The sequence below is a fragment of the Mesorhizobium sp. WSM2240 genome, from assembly GCF_040438645.1.
GTDB lineage: Bacteria > Pseudomonadota > Alphaproteobacteria > Rhizobiales > Rhizobiaceae > Allomesorhizobium.
Genome location: NZ_CP159253.1, coordinates 193,022 through 209,697, shown reverse-complemented (window position 1 = coordinate 209,697; position 16,676 = coordinate 193,022). Strand labels below are relative to the sequence as shown.

Annotated in this window: 13 protein-coding genes; 7 read left to right on the top strand and 6 right to left on the bottom strand. The window is 61.0% G+C overall.

The window, feature by feature from the left end:
• Positions 1 to 30 precede the first annotated feature (30 nt).
• Genes ABVK50_RS01025 through ABVK50_RS01005 form a run of 5 tightly spaced genes read left to right on the top strand, consistent with a single transcriptional unit; the run spans position 31 to position 6,965 of the window.
• Positions 31 to 1,803, top strand: coding sequence for an IucA/IucC family protein (locus ABVK50_RS01025; RefSeq protein ID WP_353643211.1), 1,773 nt, complete (start codon positions 31 to 33; stop codon positions 1,801 to 1,803).
• Complete coding sequence (locus ABVK50_RS01020) at positions 1,787 to 3,496, top strand: IucA/IucC family protein (protein ID WP_353643212.1); 1,710 nt, start codon at positions 1,787 to 1,789, stop codon at positions 3,494 to 3,496. Before ABVK50_RS01025 ends, ABVK50_RS01020 begins: the two co-directional genes overlap by 17 nt.
• Positions 3,497 to 3,508: 12 nt before the next feature.
• Entirely contained in the window at positions 3,509 to 4,780 is a 1,272-nt protein-coding gene (locus tag ABVK50_RS01015) for an AMP-binding protein (RefSeq protein ID WP_353643213.1), read from the top strand.
• Positions 4,780 to 6,123, top strand: coding sequence for a DUF6005 family protein (locus tag ABVK50_RS01010; RefSeq protein ID WP_353643214.1), 1,344 nt, complete (start codon positions 4,780 to 4,782; stop codon positions 6,121 to 6,123). The genes ABVK50_RS01015 and ABVK50_RS01010 overlap by 1 nt, the downstream gene beginning before the upstream one ends.
• Positions 6,120 to 6,965 carry a sugar phosphate isomerase/epimerase gene (locus tag ABVK50_RS01005; protein ID WP_353643215.1) on the top strand — a complete coding sequence of 282 codons (846 nt, stop codon included), beginning with the start codon at positions 6,120 to 6,122 and terminating at the stop codon, positions 6,963 to 6,965. Before ABVK50_RS01010 ends, ABVK50_RS01005 begins: the two co-directional genes overlap by 4 nt.
• 87 nt (positions 6,966 to 7,052) lie before the next feature.
• Here the strand turns inward: ABVK50_RS01005 and ABVK50_RS01000 are convergent, their stop codons facing one another.
• The 6 genes from ABVK50_RS01000 to ABVK50_RS00975 all read right to left on the bottom strand — a co-directional run bounded on the left by ABVK50_RS01000 (position 7,053) and on the right by ABVK50_RS00975 (position 13,223).
• Positions 7,053 to 9,143, bottom strand: a complete 2,091-nt coding sequence (locus tag ABVK50_RS01000) for a TonB-dependent receptor (RefSeq protein ID WP_353643216.1) — start codon at positions 9,141 to 9,143, stop codon at positions 7,053 to 7,055.
• 164 nt (positions 9,144 to 9,307) lie between these two features.
• Positions 9,308 to 10,066 carry an ATP-binding cassette domain-containing protein gene (locus tag ABVK50_RS00995; protein WP_353643217.1) on the bottom strand — a complete coding sequence of 253 codons (759 nt, stop codon included), beginning with the start codon at positions 10,064 to 10,066 and terminating at the stop codon, positions 9,308 to 9,310.
• Positions 10,063 to 11,037: an iron chelate uptake ABC transporter family permease subunit gene (locus tag ABVK50_RS00990; RefSeq protein WP_353643218.1), complete on the bottom strand. Its 975-nt coding sequence runs from the start codon at positions 11,035 to 11,037 to the stop codon at positions 10,063 to 10,065. The genes ABVK50_RS00995 and ABVK50_RS00990 overlap by 4 nt, the downstream gene beginning before the upstream one ends.
• Positions 11,030 to 12,010 (bottom strand): iron chelate uptake ABC transporter family permease subunit, encoded by a 981-nt coding sequence (locus ABVK50_RS00985; RefSeq protein ID WP_353643219.1) that lies wholly within the window; start codon positions 12,008 to 12,010, stop codon positions 11,030 to 11,032. Before ABVK50_RS00985 ends, ABVK50_RS00990 begins: the two co-directional genes overlap by 8 nt.
• Entirely contained in the window at positions 12,007 to 12,909 is a 903-nt protein-coding gene (locus ABVK50_RS00980) for a siderophore ABC transporter substrate-binding protein (protein ID WP_353643220.1), read from the bottom strand. The genes ABVK50_RS00985 and ABVK50_RS00980 overlap by 4 nt, the downstream gene beginning before the upstream one ends.
• A gap of 29 nt (positions 12,910 to 12,938) precedes the next feature.
• Positions 12,939 to 13,223 carry a DUF2218 domain-containing protein gene (locus ABVK50_RS00975; RefSeq protein WP_353643221.1) on the bottom strand — a complete coding sequence of 95 codons (285 nt, stop codon included), beginning with the start codon at positions 13,221 to 13,223 and terminating at the stop codon, positions 12,939 to 12,941.
• Positions 13,224 to 13,424: 201 nt separating this feature from the next.
• On the opposite strand from ABVK50_RS00975, the gene ABVK50_RS00970 reads away from it, so the two are divergent.
• Positions 13,425 to 15,131 (top strand): ABC transporter ATP-binding protein, encoded by a 1,707-nt coding sequence (locus tag ABVK50_RS00970; protein WP_353643222.1) that lies wholly within the window; start codon positions 13,425 to 13,427, stop codon positions 15,129 to 15,131.
• Between the two features lie 290 nt (positions 15,132 to 15,421).
• Entirely contained in the window at positions 15,422 to 16,660 is a 1,239-nt protein-coding gene (locus ABVK50_RS00965; RefSeq protein WP_353646991.1) for a glycine betaine/L-proline ABC transporter ATP-binding protein, read from the top strand.
• Positions 16,661 to 16,676: the final 16 nt, after the last annotated feature.

The window sequence follows — 16,676 nt, the reverse complement described above, 5'->3', positions numbered from 1 at the left end:
CGGCCTCTGCATTAAATGGCGTCCGCAGGAATGATCGACAAGAATCAGGTTGCAGCAGAGCAGGCAACGTTTCGAGGCTTCACAAACAGCTATCTGCGTGAGCTGAACTCCGGGGTTCCTGTATTTCACAGGATTGGAGAACGGAACTTCGATTGCGTAGAGATTTCCCTGCCGTCGCGGCGTTCCCTCCTGCGTATCGAAATCAAGTCCCGGTCGCTTTGCGGAATGCACCTCTTCGGGCGAATCTGGCTGCGCCAGGACGTCGGTGCAAGCTGGTACGAGATAGAGCCGATCCTGGCCGTGCATCTGCTTGTGCTGGGAGCCAGAGAAGCTGGGTCGGCTGCGCATCGACAGGCCGATGTGGAACTTATCGAACGAATTCTTCAGAGCTGTCAGGCGACGAAACGTTACCTCGACGCTGCTGATCGTACACAGTCGCCACAGGCAGGTTTCATAGCTGCGGAACAATCCTTGTATTTCGGGCATCCACTGCACCCGACACCCAAAAGCCTGCAAGGCATGACGAATTGGCAGCAGGACGCCTACGCGCCCGAATTGCGCGGTGGTTTCCAGCTGACTTATTTCGCTGCCGCCGCCCACCTTGTCCGCGAGGATTCCGCCGGCATGGCTGTGTCGCCGATCGTCGAATCGCTGCTGGGGAATGACGTCGGCAAAATGGTCGCCGGAGACAGCGAAATACTCATGCCAATGCATCCGCTTCAGGCGGAAGCACTGATGCTCGACCCGCGAGTACGGACGCTCATGGCCTCGGGACAAATCCGGCACCTTGGACCGGCGGGCCCCCTGTTCACGGCGACCTCCTCCGTACGCACGGTCTACTGCGAGGGTGCCTCGTGGATGCCGAAATTCTCGCTGCCTGTCCGCATCACCAACTCCAAGCGCGTGAACAGGCGACATGAGTTGGAAGCAGGCGTCGCGATGGCGCGTCTGTTCGAGCGCGCCGGGATCAACACTTTCGATTCGCGCCTCGGCTTTCTCCACGACAGTGCATACGTGACGCTTGACATACCCGGGCAGACCGAGAGCGGATTTGAAGTCATTTTCCGCGAAAACCCGTTCCGGGATCGGGCAGACGATCCGGTGATAACGGTTTCGGCGCTGACGGCCGAGCCGCTTCCCGGAGGCATATCGTTGCTCGAAAGCGTCGTTCGAGATGTCGCACGCGATCAGGACATATCCGTGCGGGAGGCGTGTCGCCGCTGGTTCGTGTGCTATCTGGACTGCACGCTCGACCCGCTGGTCCGGCTCTACGACAGGTTCGGGGTGGCGCTGGAGGCGCATCAGCAAAACAGTTTGCTGGATCTATCGCAGCAGGGGCTTCCGAGCCGATACCTCTATCGCGACAGCCAGGGATTCTACCTCTCGAACAGCTTCAGGGCACGGTGGTACGGCCTTGTGCCCGAGGTCGCCCAAATCCGTAGCCTCGTCTTCGATGATCGTGAAATTCGCGAGCGGTTTTCGTACTACCTCATCGTCAACCAGATCTTCTCGGTCGTCGCACGTGCCGGACATGACAGCCTGGCAAGCGAGACAGAATTGCTCGGCATCCTGCGCGCGTGCCTCAAGAAGCTTGCGGGAGAGCTCTCCGGCGCAGGCGGGGAATTCGCGACCAGCCTGCTGGACAAGCCGAACATCACCGCAAAGGCTAACCTGGCGATCCGGCTGCAGGACGTCGATGAACTGGCCGACAGCAGCAGCACGATCTACACGCATTTTCCCAATCCGCTGAGCCGAGCCGGGCTGTTCATAGCCGCGGAGCAGGCACATGCCATTGCTTCTTGATCTCGATGGCACTCCGGAGCTGCGTGTGATGCGCCAGCTCGCGGAAGCTCTGGTCTATGAAGGCCTGGTCGATTACGACGTGACGCGACTCGGCGGGAAATGCCGCTTCGAATGGCGTCAGGACGGCGTCGGGATACGTTGCGAGGGCTCGATCGGCGCCTTCGGCCGGGTCAGGATCGCCCCCGAAACGCTCGAGCAGGGCTACCGCGGCCGGTGGCGGCCGGCGACCCTCGGCGATGTTCTGGCGAGCATAGACGCCTGTCCCGAACGCCGGGCGCAGCTCGCATTCGAATTGGAGCGGACGCTTGGTTTCTGCGCCTGGAACGCCAGGAATCTCCCGCTCCGGCAGCGCCGCAATTTACCGTTTGCACAATTGGATAGCGCGATGGACGAGGGTCATCCGTATCATCCTTGTTTCAAGGCGCGCACCGGCTTCGATTATGACGACCATGCCTTGTACGGCCCGGAAGCAGGCAATGCGTTCCAGCTGGTCTGGCTGGCGGTTGCGCCCGAACGCCTGGACTCGGCGTTTCCCACGGACGAGCAGGCATTCTGGACCGACGAACTTGGCGCTGAAAATTATTCGATCCTGGACGAGCGGCGTGCCCGGCTCGGCGGCCATGCAAGGCGGTTCGGCCTGATGCCGCTACACCCGTGGCAGTGGAAAGCGTTGCAGGATTCGGAATTGTCGCGCTGGCTGGCGGAGGGTTCAGCCGGGTTTCTCGGCCAGGCCGGCGATCACTACACCGCCAGCCAATCCGTGCGAACGCTGTTCAATCGTGATCATCCGCAACGCGCCAATCTCAAGCTGCCGATGAATCTCGTCAACTCGTCGGCCAAGCGCATCATCGAACCACATTCGGTGTGCAGCGCGCCCACGATCAGCCTCTGGCTCAGGGATATTGTCGCCAGCGATCCGCTGTTCGAGGAGCGCTATCCGCTCACCATTCTCGGCGAATATGCCGGCACGATCGCGGATCGGGACGGTCCGCTTGCCGGACAGATCGCCGCGATCTGGCGCGAGAACGTCATAAGCTGCCTTCAGCCGGGCGAAGCCGCGGTGCCCCTCAACGCGCTGATGGTCCTGGAGACCGACGGACGGCCGTTCGTCGCTGACTGGATAGAGCGGTACGGGCTGAATGTCTGGCTCGACAGGCTTGTGGACGCAGTGGTGATGCCGGTGTACCACCTGCTCGTCGGCCATGGCATCGCCACGGAATCGCATGGCCAAAACCTGATCCTGATTCATCGCGAAGGCTGGCCGGTCCGGCTGGCTATGCGCGACTTCCACGACAGCGTCGAATATGTCCCAGGCTTCCTGCGCGATCCCGAACGGGTTCCCGACTTTCTCGCCTTGAACCCCGCCTATCGCGATGCAGCGCCCAACCAACACTACTGGATGGAAAGCGTCGAATTGCTTGGCGAGCTCTTCCTCGATGCCCTGTTCGTCTACAATCTTGCCGAAATCTCGCACCTCCTCCGACACAGTTACGGCCTCGACGAAGCCGGCTTCTGGTCGGACGTCGGCAGGCGATTGCAAAACCATTCCCGGCAGTTCGGACTGACACGCCGGCAAGCCGCGCTCGGCCTTTTCCAGCCCCGCATCCGCACGGAATCCTTGCTGCGGCGGAAGCTTTCGCTGCCGGGCGCCGAATGCTCCCACGAAATCCCCAACAGTCTGGCAGGCGCCTAAGGAGACGCAGACATGATCAGAATCAACGACACGGTCTTTGATCAGGCCTATTTCCGCGAAGCAGCAGACCGCATCACCACTGCCGCCGAGCTCGTCAAACGCGCGGGCGACCGCTTCGCGGTCTGCTTCTCCGACACCCAGGATTGGCTGGCCTTCTTTTTCGCGGCGCGGGCGACCGGGGTTAGCGTCCTGCCGCTGCACCCTTCGACGCCATACGCCGCGGCGCGCCGGCAGGCCGAGGCGGCGAAGTGCAACTGGCTCTTCTACAACCGGCTGGAAGGCGAACCGATCACCGAGGACCGCACAGGCGCGACGGGGCAATTGCTGCAGATGAGTTCCGGCACGACCGGCGAGCCGAAGTGCATCGCCCGTTCGTGGGAGGACATAGACGACGAGATCGAGAGCTACGTGTCGTCCTTCGTCGAGCCGCGGGACATGACACCCTTGATCGCCTGCCCGACCACCCATTCCTATGGCTTGATCTGCGGCCTGCTGGTTGCGCTGAAACGCGGCCAGACGCCCGCCATACTGGACACGGGGAACCCTAAATTCCTGCTGCGCAAGCTGCGCGAAGCGGAACGGCCCTATCTGATCTCGTCGCCGGCCATCCTGTATACGCTTGCCCGGCTTTTGCCGGCCGATGAACAAATCCACGCGACGATGACGTCGGGGACCCTTCTGCCCGCGCCGTGGTTCGGGCAGATACGGCGCAAGTCCAAGCATATGTTCCAGCAATATGGCTGCTCGGAAGCGGGCTGCATCGCGATCAATCCGGACGTCCAAGCAGCGAACGAGATCGGCTACCTGCTGCCGCGGTTTTCGTTGCGCGACGCCGGCACTACCGGCGATCCGAAGGAGATTGCTGTCGAGCGCGAAGGCATAGTGGTGGAAACCCGAGACCTCGGCTATCGCCGCGACGACGGCATGCTTGTCTTCCTGTCGCGCCTCGACGACCTCATCAATGTGTCCGGCCTCAACGTCTATCCGAAGGAAGTCGAGGACGTCGTCATGACTTTCGGCGGCATCGGCGACGCCGTCGTGTTTCGCAAGCAGGATTCATTCGTGGGCGAGCGTGTTGCGCTTCTCTTCAGCGCTGAACACGCTGTCGATCGTGCGCAGCTTCGGCAATGGTGCGCCGAGCAGCTTGCGGCGCACCAGATGCCGACTGAGATTCTTCAGGTGGAGCGGATCCCGCGTCAAGCGAACGGCAAGATCAGCAGGCGCGATGTGGCTGCCCGCTACGACGCAGGCGAATTCGGAACGGTGCGGACGGAGGCGGCGTAGTGACTTACAATCAAATACTCGGCGCGATCGAGACGATCCTGCGCGAGAAGCTCAACCATCGGCACATGGACATGTTCGCGCCCGGGGCGAGGCTGAACGAGGACCTTTATCTCGACTCCGTGCTCATCCTCGAAATCATGCTTGCTCTCGAACTCGACTACGGCGTCGAGTTGCCGGAGGAGGTTATCAGCCGTCAGGACCTGGACACTGTCGAGGATCTGGCGCAGCTGTTCGTCGGAGCATCCGACCCCGCCCGGACACAAGTGAAGCCAGCCAAGGAGCTGGCCTTCACCCGCGCCGAAAGAGAAGCGGCCGAGCGGATCGGCGTGCACGGCGAGGACTATGTCGACATCAAGGTTCATTGCTTCGTGAGCAGTGTCTGCCACGCAGTGAAGCAAAAGCAGCTTGATCATCGGCCGTTCTTCTTCGGCGTCTGGGATGCGGGCTTCGCCGTCGATGACCACTGGCGGCTGGCGTATCACACGCCTGAAATCAACCACGACTTCTTCCGCGACTGGTTCGCGCGCCTGTACGGCCCCAAGGTTCGCCAATGGTATCGGCCGGATGCTGCGAAGGAAGACAATCTTGCGACGATGCTGGAGCTTCTGGAGCGCAAGAAGGCGAGCGAGCACCTGATGGTCATGCTCGATCTCTTCCATCTGCCGGAGCGCGAGAACAAGTTCAACCAGAACCCCTTCCCGCACTACCTGATGCTGGAGAACACCGACGACCCCGCGATGTGGATGGTTTTAGACCCGGATTTCCGCTGGGAAGGCAGGATCGAGAAGCAGAAAGTCATCAATGCAATCATGCAGCCGACCGTCGCCGGCGGCTTCATCTTCGACGCCGCCGATATCAGGAAACCGTCCGCTGTCGATCTGCGCGACTACTTTCTTGCCTGCTTTCATGAGGACGACAATCCTTTGACGCGCGCCACGCGCGAGATCGTCCGTGCGCATGTCGAAGGCCGCGACGGCGTGGAACTAGCCGAGTTGTCTATGGCGCTACGCGAACTGCCGGTCATCTCAATCCGCAAATACGCGCTGGAGCATGGTTTTGCGTTCTTCTGGCGATCACTGCAGCTCTCCAACACCGAGTTCGACACGATCTGCGACGACATCGAGGCGCTGATTCAGGAATTCAAGACGCTTCACTACGCCATCATGAAGCTCAGCCAGACAGGCAACGAAACCCTGGCGGCACGTGTATTCGAAAAATTCGATGTGCTGGACGCGATGGAGCGCTCCCTGAAGGGCCGTCTCGCCCAGACCTATCGAGTCTGGTGCGACACGCGCGGCCTACTGCACGCTCCACGCCACGATGTGGAGGATGCCGTCGCATGAGACTGTCGCTCTGCACGATCACGTTCCGCCATCATTTGCTGTCTCTGGAGGATATCGCGCGATGGGCGGCGGCGAACGATTTCCAGGGCATCGAGCTCTGGGGCGCGCATGCGCGCAATATGCAGCATATGACCGACCGCAACGCCGAGTGGATGGCGGCATTCGGCCTTTCCGTGCCGATGCTCAGCGACTACCTGCCTCTCGATGAGAACCTGGCGTCGCTGCGTCACGCCACGTCGAACCTCTGCCGTCTGGCAGGCCGCTGGGGCGCCCGCAAGGTGCGCACGTTCGCCGGAAAATCGGCAAGCCGGGACACCTCGCCCGAAGCCCGCTGGCGGCTGTCGGCCCGGCTCAAGGACGCCTGTATGATTGCGCAGGATCAGGGCTGCCAGATGCTGGTCGAGACCCATCCCGGAACGCTGGCCGATACGCTGTCGTCAACGCAGCGCCTGATCGAGGAGATCGATCATCCGGCGCTCGGGATCAACTTCGATACCTTGCACGTCTGGGAAGGCGGCGACGATCCGATGGCCGCACATCGCGCCCTCCTGCCACATATTCGGCATTACCATCTCAAAAACGTTCGCTCGCGCGCCGATCTCGGCATCTTCGAGCCGGCAAACGTCTACGCGGCGGCCGGAAAGCGGACAGGAATGATGCCGCTTTTCGACGGTGTCGTAGACTATCTGGGGTTCCTGGACGAACTGTTCGAGCGCGAGGAGGTCGACGCTTCGCTCGAATGGTTCGGCGGAGACTGCTTCAACGTGCTCGCCAACGATGCGCGAAACCTGCGGCTGCTGTGGACCGATCGCGAGGCGCCCATTCGCGCCGGTGCGGCGTAAGGCACCAGCTTTCAAGACTTACTAAAAGGCCGGCGCGGGTCGCTTCCACGCCGGCTTTTTTGTGTCAGGCCCGCGCCATGCCACGCGTCAGAACCGCGCCGTAGCGCTCAGCCTGAACGAGCGGCCGGGATCATAGTGCGGATCCACGCCGTCGAAGTCCTGTCCGTAGGCCGCACGATCCGTATAGTTCTCGTCGAAGATGTTGAGTGCGTCGGCGCGTAGCGTGAAGTTCGGCCTCGAAGGCGGCGTCCACTCGAGATAGGCATTCACCACCTCGTAGCCGGGAAGTTCTTTCTTTGCGCTCGCCGGATCGGTCTTATGTCTCACCAGGGTCCTGTCGGTCTTCAAGGCGATTTCGATGTCGCCACCGACTTCAATGCCCCAATCGTCGAATGTGTATCCGGCGCCGATCATGATGATCTGCCCGAGCGGCGTCGTCAGGTATCGGCCGATCTCGGAATCAGCAGGCATATCGTCGACATCGGCATTGATGTCGGCGTATTTCACACTGACAAAGCCGGCATCCCAGTCATAGCGGCCGCCGATTTCCCAGCCCTTGGAAACAAGATCGAGGGTGCGGATCGACGACACTTCCGGCGCCGGCACGCCGCGTCCGAAGATCGGCAGGCGCGCGTCGCTGATGTCGGTGCGAAATGCGTTCGCCTCGAAGGTAAAGCCGTTGTATCGCGCCTCGAGGCCGGCCGTGTAGTTGTTGGACGTAACGGGTTCCGGGCCGTCGCCATAAGTCCAGACTGGGTTCTGTAGGTAGTTTTCCGCCAAAGGCACGCCGCCCCAGACATGCGAGGTCGCAGCCTTGACGGTCAGGAACTCGGGCAGCAGGTCGTATTCGCCCGAAACGTTGCCGCTGACGCCGGCGTTCGTCCATTCCGAATCGTCGACGCCGGTGAACCACTGATGGTCGGCGCGTCCACCGAACGAAATCCTGGCCCGATCAAAAGGCTCCAGGCGTGCCTGTGCGTAGCCACCGACATTCGTGGCGCGCTCGTCGGTGAAGTACGGCGCCGTCGCATTCCTGTAGTCCAGGTCGGCCTTGTCGTTGTAGAAATCGAACCCGGCGGTGACGCTACCCAAGTCGAACGCGAACCTGTTCTCCACCTTGCCGTTGAAGCTTCTGGTGGCACCGTCGGTCGGCGATACGACATTGGGGTCGAAACGGTCCGTCTCCAGCGTGCCGATCTCTGTGCGGCTGTAGGCGATAACCACCTTCGGATCCCACCAGCCTTCGGGCGAGGTGTCCGTATAGGTGAAGACCGTGTTGCGGCGGCGCAGATCGTAGTTGCGGACTTCCGGCTCGGCACCCCGGTTGATGTAAACGTTGGCGCGGTAGGGACGAAGGTCGTCGTCACGCACCTGCTCGTGGCTGAGCTCGAAACGGTGGCCTTCGACGCTTTCGTAAGCGATTTTGCCCAGCCCGCTGATCAGGTCCGTGCCAGTTCCCGGCATCTCATCGCCGTTGCCGGCGGTGAAGTTGCCGCCATTGCTGTAATTGATGTAACCGAGATACTCGAACCCGTCCTGCTGGCCGAAGGCGCTCACGCCGGTCGTGTAGGTCTCGCTGTTGGTGTCCCATATACCGGTGACGAAACCACCGAAGTTGCGGCCTGGCTCGAGCAGGTCGATAGCATCCTTGGTCTCGAAGCCGAGCGAACCGGCCAGCGCTCCCGGACCAGCGTCGGCCGGCGCAACGCCTGCCTGCACGGACACCGCTTTCAGCAGTGCCGGATCGAGCAGATATGTGCCGTTGTGGTGGAACACCTTGTTGTTCTGCCGCGACCCGTCGACAGTCACAGCCAGATTGTTCTCGTCGACGCCGTTGACGTAGATTTTCTGCGTGCTGGGGATCGCCCCGCCGACGGCGATCTGAGGTTCACCGGAGAAGACTTCCCTCAAGTCCTGCGGTTTCTTGCGGTCGATCTCCTGCTGGTCGATGATGATCACGTCGGCGCCGGCCGTAGCGTCAGCGCCTGCACCTACGTCTACGACAATAATCGTCTCGAGTTGCGTCACTCCGTCGGGAGCTTGAGTGTCTTCGCTTTCCTCGGAGGTCGTCCCGGCTTCTGCTTCCCGGGTCTCAGCGGACTGCGCCAGCGCGCCGGCACACAATAAAGTGGACATTGCTGTGCTGACGGCAAGCACTCGCAGAATATCGGATGACATCAACTGATTCCCCTCGACGACGGTGGCCCCGGCCGGCGAAAAACGCGCGGCCCAGATTGCCTTAACGCATCGGGGTGATCTCGACAATAAAGTTGATTAAAAAAATCCAGTTTATACAAGCTACTGTAACTGTTGTGTTCTTGAGAACACACTAGCGTCGCGCGTCAGATGTGGTGCAGGACCGCCAATCGACCGGCAACCTGTTCGACGCGCATCGGGAAGCCAAAAATGCCCTCCAGAATGTCTGGCCGTATGATGGCGCTTGTGTTGCCCGATGCGACAACGGCGCCGTCCTTCATCGCAACGATACGGTCGGCGTACGAGGCTGCATGATTGATGTCGTGGAGTACGATGAGCACCGTCTTGTCGTGCTCGTCAGCGATGCGTCTCAGCGTCCGCATGAGGTTTCTTGCATGAAACATGTCGAGGTTGTTCAGCGGTTCATCGAGAAGGATGTAATCCGTCCCCTGGCAGAAGGTCATGGCGACGAGGGCGCGCTGCCGTTGCCCGCCTGACAAGGTGTCGGTGAAGCGCAGCGCCAGATCGCTGAGATCGAACTGTTCGAGGGATGCCGCGATTATTTCGCGGTCTTTCGCCGTCAGCCGCCCCCGGTGATGCGGGAAACGACCGAAGCCCACCAGTTCGACGACGCGCAGGCGGCTCGCGACGCCGGGATCCTGTCGCAGGATGGCCATGACCTTGGCCAACTGCCGGCTCGGCGTCTTATCGACCGGCAGCCCGTCGACGGTGATGCGGCCGCTTTGCAGGGGCTGCAGGCGGGCGATCAGCGACAACAGGCTGGACTTACCCGCGCCATTCGGGCCGACAAGCGCCGTGACCCCGCCCTTCGGCACTGTCAGGCTGACATTATCCAGGATGTGGTTGCCACCAAGGGCCAGAGAGACACCTGCAATCTCGATCATCGCCGCTTCCCGGCAAACAGAAGGGCGAGGAATACGATGCCGCCGACGAATTCCACGACTATGGAGAGGCTGCCTTCCCCGCCGAGACCGTGCTGGAGGACGATTTGGCCACCGGCCAGCACGATTATCGCTGTCAAAGAGGCTGCCGGCAGAAGGATCGCATGCCGGTTGGTGCCCACGATGCGTTCAGCGAGCGAAACCACCAGCAGCCCCAGGAACGCCATCGGGCCGACCAGAGCCGTCGACGCTGACACGAGTGCGGCGACAAGAACCAGAAGCCCTGCAGCTGTGCCGCGCCACGCCACGCCAAGCCCGATGGCGGTATCCGTTCCCAGCGCGAGCACATCGAGAACATCTCGCGCCCGCCAGGCGATGGCGACACCCGCCACCGTGATCACGCCCGCCAGCAGCAGCAGATCGGGTTCCACCGTATTGAAGTTCGCGAAGACCGCACCTTGCAGCACCGCAAAATCGTTCGGATCGATCAGCCGCGCCAGCAACGTCGTCAGCGATCGGAACAGAACGCCCAGCACGACGCCGGTCAGCAGCATCAGAGTCAGATCGAAACGCCGGCGAAGCATTGGCAGGAACAGCATCAGTGCGAGGCTCGTCATCGCCGTAAAATTCCCCAGGAATTGCAGGCGGGGATCCATGCCGGCAAAGCCGAAGCCAGTCAGCGCAAAAACAAGCGCGGTCTGGCAAAAGACGTATAGCGCATCCAGCCCCATGATCGATGGAGTGATGATGCGGTTGGCGCAAACGGTCTGAAACACCACCGTCGAAACCGCCACCGCCACGCCGACCAGAACCATCGCCGCAAGCCGCACTGCGCGCAATTCGATCGCGAAGGCGAGATTGCCGCGCAGGTTGATCGTCATGAACCCCACGCTGACCAGCAACGCCACCGCCGCCAATACAGCGAGGCGCTGGTCGGGCCGCACCAGGCCGCGCTGTGTCATGGCTTCAGTCATTGCTGTTCCGGCCAAGCAGCAGCACGAGGAAAAGTATCGCCCCCACGACGCCGAGAATCGTGCCGACCGGGACCTCGTAGGGGAAACGGATAAGCCTGCCAAGGATGTCGCAGGCAAGCACCAACGCAGCACCACCGCCGGCGACCCACGGCAAGGTGTGGCGCAGGTTTTCGCCGGCGAAGCGCGACATAAGGTTCGGGACCACCAGCCCGACGAAAGGGATTGTCCCGACGACGACCACAGTCAGGGCGGTGATCGCCGAGACGATGACCAGGCCGAGCCGCAGCATACCGGCGTAGTTCAGACCGAGCCCGATGCTGGCGTCCCTACCTAGCGAAAGGATCGTCAGACGATCGGCCGTCCACCACGCCAGCGCGACCAGAGCGCCCGCGACCCACAACAGCTCATAGCGCCCGCGCAGGACGCCTGAAAACTCGCCTGTGATCCACACTTCGAGGTATTGCAGAAGATCCAGATGCCACGCGGCAAAAGTAGCGGCAGATCCAATGATGCCGCCATAAACCAGTCCGAACAGCGGAACGAGAAAAGGCTGCATTGGTGGCAGCCTGTGGGCGAACATGAGAAAAATGGATGTTCCGGCCAGAGCGGTTGCGGCGGCGCCGAGCGCTTTCCACCCAAGAGACGCATTTGGCCACACGAGCGTTACGACCAGTATGCCAAGTGCCGCGGATTGCGCGGTTCCCGCCGTCGACGGCTCGACGAAACGATTGCGGGCAAGTGTCTGCATCACAAGCCCTGCAATGGCCAATGCGCTGCCGGCCAGAAGCGCGGCCAAAGTACGCGGCAAGCGGCTGATCATGATCAGCTGCAACGCTTCCGGATCGGAACTCAGGCTGCCGATCGCAAGATCGCTGACGCCGACGACCAGACTGGTCACAAAGAGCGCCAGCAAGGTTGCGATGCCGATTGCCCGATAAGCGAGGCCCGGACGCCCAATGGATTCAACCGTCATTGGGTCTGAGAAAAAGCGTCCCGGATCGTCTCAAGCACGCGCTTCGTCGACCGGACGCCGCCAGCAGCGATGTAGAAATCGGCCGCCGGCATGTAGACTATCTGCTTCTTTTTCCAGGCTGTGGTCGCCGCAACCAGCTCATTGTCGAGCGTCGCCATCGCATTCTGCTCGCCCGAACCGATCGCCGCAGCGCGATCGAGTACGATGAGCCAGTCCGGATCGGCGTCACGGAGGAACTCGAAAGAGATCACTTCACCGTGGGTAGCGGCGTCAATGTCCTCGACTGCCGGTGGAAGCTGGAGCGCCGAATGCACCCAGCCGAAGCGGGAATCCTTGCCGTAGGCCGTCACTTTCGGACCGCTCGTCATCAGGATGAGCGCCTTGCCCTTGTCCTTGACGGAGGCACGTGTCGACACGAGCAAAGCGTCGAGTTCCGAAGCAAGCGAGGCGGCCTCTGCCTGCCTGCCGACGAGAGCGCCGTAAGCCGCAAGGCGCTGCTTTGCCTGTGCGAACAGGTCGTCGCCGTCCATCGTCATGTCGATGCTCTGCGCAATCCGGCTCGTCGCGGCCAGTTGCGGCGAGGAGCGTCCGCCGACAATGATCAGGTCCGGCGCCAGCGCGCTCAGGGCTTCCAGATCGGGCTCGAAGATAGTGCCCACGATTTCCGAGCCATCCTTCAATCCGGCAAGTTCGGGCACATAAAGGTTCTCGGGCAGGCCGGCGATCTTCACGCCAAGGCTGTTCAATGTATCGACTGCCGCAATATCGAACACAGCGAGCGTTTGCGGCGTCTTGCCGACGGTCACCGGGCCTTTCGCGGTCTCGATCTCGGTTGCGAACGCCTGAACAAGGAAAAGAGCCAGTGCCGGCAGCGCCAGGACCGACTTGAGCCATTTCATGGGTATGCTCCGTGTCGAAGACAAGCGCTTCAATCTTGCCAGGCCAGCGGCTGGAGATTTTCGCGGAAGGCAAACCGGACGAGATGCGATTCGATAACCTGCTTGGTCTCGGTCAATGCACCGGCGTCGGACGCTTCCACCGTTATGTCCAACGCTTCGAGACCGGCATTCATGGTAGCCGTGCCGCAGGAAAACCGGCACTGCCCGTAGCCATCACCGTAGGCGACCTCCATCTTGTGTGCGAAATGTTTGCAGAGCTGCTGGAGATATTTGCTCGCATTCGGCGTTTCGCAGCGCGTGGTTGCAGTCAGCATGGAGACCTCATAATATGATCTTTCTACTCCACTTATCGTAAGCCATCCCTTCAGGCAAGATTGGCCTTAGTGAGCAGTTGCCTTGGCAGCGATTTTTTCCAGGCCGCACTCAAAATGACACCGCCGGCTATATGCTGAAGCGACAGCCCGTCGCATTGCATGCTCCGGGCATCCAGACCTTCGAACCAGAAAAACGTCCCAATGCTTCGCAGATTTTTCTCCTACTACCGCCCCTGGAAGGGTCTGTTCATCCTGGATTTCTGCTGCGCGGTTCTGTCCGGCATGCTGGAGCTCGGGTTTCCGATGGCGGTCAAGGTCTTCGTCGACGAATTGCTGCCGACGCAGCAATGGATGCTGATACTCGCAGCGTCGGCCGGCCTACTTGCCGTCTATATGTTGAACACGGGACTGATGGCGGTCGTGGTTTACTGGGGCCATATGCTCGGTATCAACATCGAGACCGAAATGCGCCGGAAGAGCTTCGATCACCTGCAGAAGCTCTCGTTCCGCTTCTATGACAACCATAAGACCGGCCACCTGATCGCCCGGGTCACCAAGGATCTGGAGGAAATCGGCGAGGTCGCCCATCATGGCCCGGAAGACCTGTTCATCGCCATCATGACCTTCATCGGCGCATTCGCGCTGATGTTCTCAGTCAATGCGCAGCTTGCACTGATAACAGCGGCAATCGTTCCGGTGGTCGCCTGGGTGACAAGCCGCTATGGCGCGCGCATGACCCGCAACTGGCAGGCGCTCTACGGACGGGTCGGCGATTTCAATGTCCGCATCGAGGAGAGCGTCGGCGGCATGCGGGTGGTGCAGGCGTTCGCCAATGAAGACCACGAACGCAGTCTCTTCGCGCGGGACAACGCCAGCTACCGCAAGACCAAGCTCGATGCCTATCGCATCATGGCCGCGAGCACGTCGCTGAGCTACATGAGCATGCGGTTGATCCAACTGGTGGTGATGATCGCCGGAAGCTATCTCGTGCTGCGTGGCGAACTTTCCAGTGGCGGTTTCGTCGGCTTCCTGCTACTGGTCAATGTGTTTTTCCGACCTATCGACAAGATTAATTCGGTGATTGAAACCTATCCGAAAGGCATCGCCGGATTTCGCCGCTATACGGCTCTCCTCGACACTGAGCCGGACATCGCGGATCGGCCTGGTGCAATCGACGCGCCGGCACTCGAAGGCCACATAAGCTACCGCGATGTCACCTTCGGCTATAGCGGCGAACGGACCGTTTTGAAGAACATCAATCTTGACATCGCAGCAGGAGAGACCATCGCCTTCGTCGGACCGTCCGGCGCCGGCAAGACGACTCTGTGCTCGCTGCTGCCGCGTTTTTACGAGGTAGACAGCGGCGCTATCACGATCGACGGTTTGGATATCCGCGACATGACGCTGGCCTCATTGCGCGGCCAGATCGGCATCGTGCAGCAGGACGTGTTCCTGTTTGGCGGCACGATCCGCGAAAACATCGCCTATGGCCGGCTGGACGCGATGGAAAGCGACATTGTCGAGGCTGCGCGCCGCGCCCGCCTGCATGACCTAATCGCTTCCCTGCCGGAAGGCCTCGACACGATCATAGGCGAGCGTGGCGTAAAACTGTCAGGCGGCCAGAAACAGCGCCTTGCGATCGCGCGCATGTTCCTGAAGAACCCGACGATCCTCATCCTGGACGAGGCGACGTCGGCGCTCGACACGCAGACCGAGCGCGAGATCCAGCAGTCGCTGGCAGAGCTTGCGCAAGGCCGCACGACACTGGTGATCGCGCATCGGCTGGCGACGATCCGCAATGGCGATCGTATCGTCGTAGTCGACGATACGGGCATCGTCGAACAAGGCCCGCATGATGTACTGGTCGTGAGCGGCGGTGCTTACTCACGACTAGGCGCGGCCGATTGAAGGGAACGACGGCCCCGAGCAGTTCCTGCTGTCTCCTTCACTCGAATGTTGCCTTCTTCGAATCGGTTTCGGCATGACGACGGGGTGCCAGGGTATTTCCTGGCCGGGATGATCGCCGCCAAGGGCGCCCGGCCATCCGCTTATTCGTTCAGATGCGTGAACACCCCACGGCCTGCGGGTTGCGCAAGCGGCTACGAGTCCCTATAATCCCAGTACATCCTTCGCTCAGCCGGCGGCACTCGTAATCCATTGCGAGATATCGAATTTTTTGTTCGGAATCTGCGGTCGGCATGTTTTTCCGAATACCTCCACTCCGGATTCCTCAATCGAAAGTAGACATGCAAGTTAAAGTATCAGCCAAAAACATTTTTAAGATATTCGGAATAGAACCTCATCGAGGTCTTGAGCTGCTCAAGCAGGGCCGCTCCAAGGAAGAAATTTTCGAGGCAACCGGGCAGACTGTCGGCGTCCAGGACGCCAGTTTCGACGTCGAAGAAGGCCAGATCTTTGTAGTCATGGGACTTTCCGGGTCGGGCAAGTCGACGCTCGTTCGGATGATCAACGGCCTCATCGAGCCTAGTGCCGGGCAAATCATCATCGATGGCGACGATGTCGCCAATTGTTCGGCCGCGCGCCTTCGCGACATCCGCCGAAACAAGGTTTCGATGGTCTTTCAGCACTTCGCACTGTTTCCGCACAAGACCGTCGCGGAGAACGTCGCGTTCGGCCTCAAGATCAAGGGCATGCCTGCTGAGGAGCGTCGTAGGCGCGCCATCGAAGCGCTTGCACAGGTCGGCCTGGAGTCTCGTGCCGACAGCTATCCCGATGAATTGTCTGGCGGCATGCAGCAGCGAGTCGGTCTGGCCCGCGGACTGGCGGCGGAGCCGGAAATCCTCCTCATGGACGAGCCTTTCAGCGCTCTCGACCCTCTCATCCGGCGCGATATGCAAGAAGAACTGCTCGAGCTGCAGCGGACGCTGAAAAAGACCATCATTTTCATCACCCACGATCTCAATGAGGCGCTCATCCTCGGCAACCAGATCGCAATCATGCGGAACGGACGTTTCGTGCAGACCGGAACGGCCGAAGAGATTGTCGCGAATCCTGCCGACGACTACGTCGCTGCCTTTACTCAGGATATCGACCGTTCGCGCGTCTTCACGGCAGCCAGTGTCGCCGGACCTGCCGACGCAGTGCAGCTATCAACCGACACTGCAAAGATCGCCATCGAGCGCATGGAGGCTGCCGGAAGCGACGCGATCTACGTGCTCGACGGCGAGCGCATTGCAGGCGCAGTCACCTATCGAGATCTGACGGCCTTGATGCGTGACAATGGTGGTGCACTGGCAAGTGCGTTGATCACCGACTTTCCATCGGCAAGGCGCAGCACGCCGCTCTTCGAGCTGTATCCCTTGGCGCAATCGGGTTTGCCGATCGCCGTCACGAACCGAAAGGGCCACCTGGACGGCGTCATCGCGCCACAGGCCGTGTTCGCAAAGCTCGCTGGCGAAACCGCTGCGGCAGCCTGAGCGGCCTTTCACGCCG

Coding starts and splice junctions, on each gene's coding strand:
- ABVK50_RS01025 (WP_353643211.1), top strand. CDS start 31: ATGATCGACAAGAATCAGGTTGCAGCAGAGCAGGCAACGTTTCGAGGC.
- ABVK50_RS01020 (WP_353643212.1), top strand. CDS start 1,787: ATGCCATTGCTTCTTGATCTCGATGGCACTCCGGAGCTGCGTGTGATG.
- ABVK50_RS01015 (WP_353643213.1), top strand. CDS start 3,509: ATGATCAGAATCAACGACACGGTCTTTGATCAGGCCTATTTCCGCGAA.
- ABVK50_RS01005 (WP_353643215.1), top strand. CDS start 6,120: ATGAGACTGTCGCTCTGCACGATCACGTTCCGCCATCATTTGCTGTCT.
- ABVK50_RS01000 (WP_353643216.1), bottom strand. CDS start 9,143: ATGTCATCCGATATTCTGCGAGTGCTTGCCGTCAGCACAGCAATGTCC.
- ABVK50_RS00995 (WP_353643217.1), bottom strand. CDS start 10,066: ATGATCGAGATTGCAGGTGTCTCTCTGGCCCTTGGTGGCAACCACATC.
- ABVK50_RS00990 (WP_353643218.1), bottom strand. CDS start 11,037: ATGACTGAAGCCATGACACAGCGCGGCCTGGTGCGGCCCGACCAGCGC.
- ABVK50_RS00985 (WP_353643219.1), bottom strand. CDS start 12,010: ATGACGGTTGAATCCATTGGGCGTCCGGGCCTCGCTTATCGGGCAATC.
- ABVK50_RS00980 (WP_353643220.1), bottom strand. CDS start 12,909: ATGAAATGGCTCAAGTCGGTCCTGGCGCTGCCGGCACTGGCTCTTTTC.
- ABVK50_RS00975 (WP_353643221.1), bottom strand. CDS start 13,223: ATGCTGACTGCAACCACGCGCTGCGAAACGCCGAATGCGAGCAAATAT.
- ABVK50_RS00970 (WP_353643222.1), top strand. CDS start 13,425: ATGCTTCGCAGATTTTTCTCCTACTACCGCCCCTGGAAGGGTCTGTTC.
- ABVK50_RS00965 (WP_353646991.1), top strand. CDS start 15,422: ATGTTTTTCCGAATACCTCCACTCCGGATTCCTCAATCGAAAGTAGAC.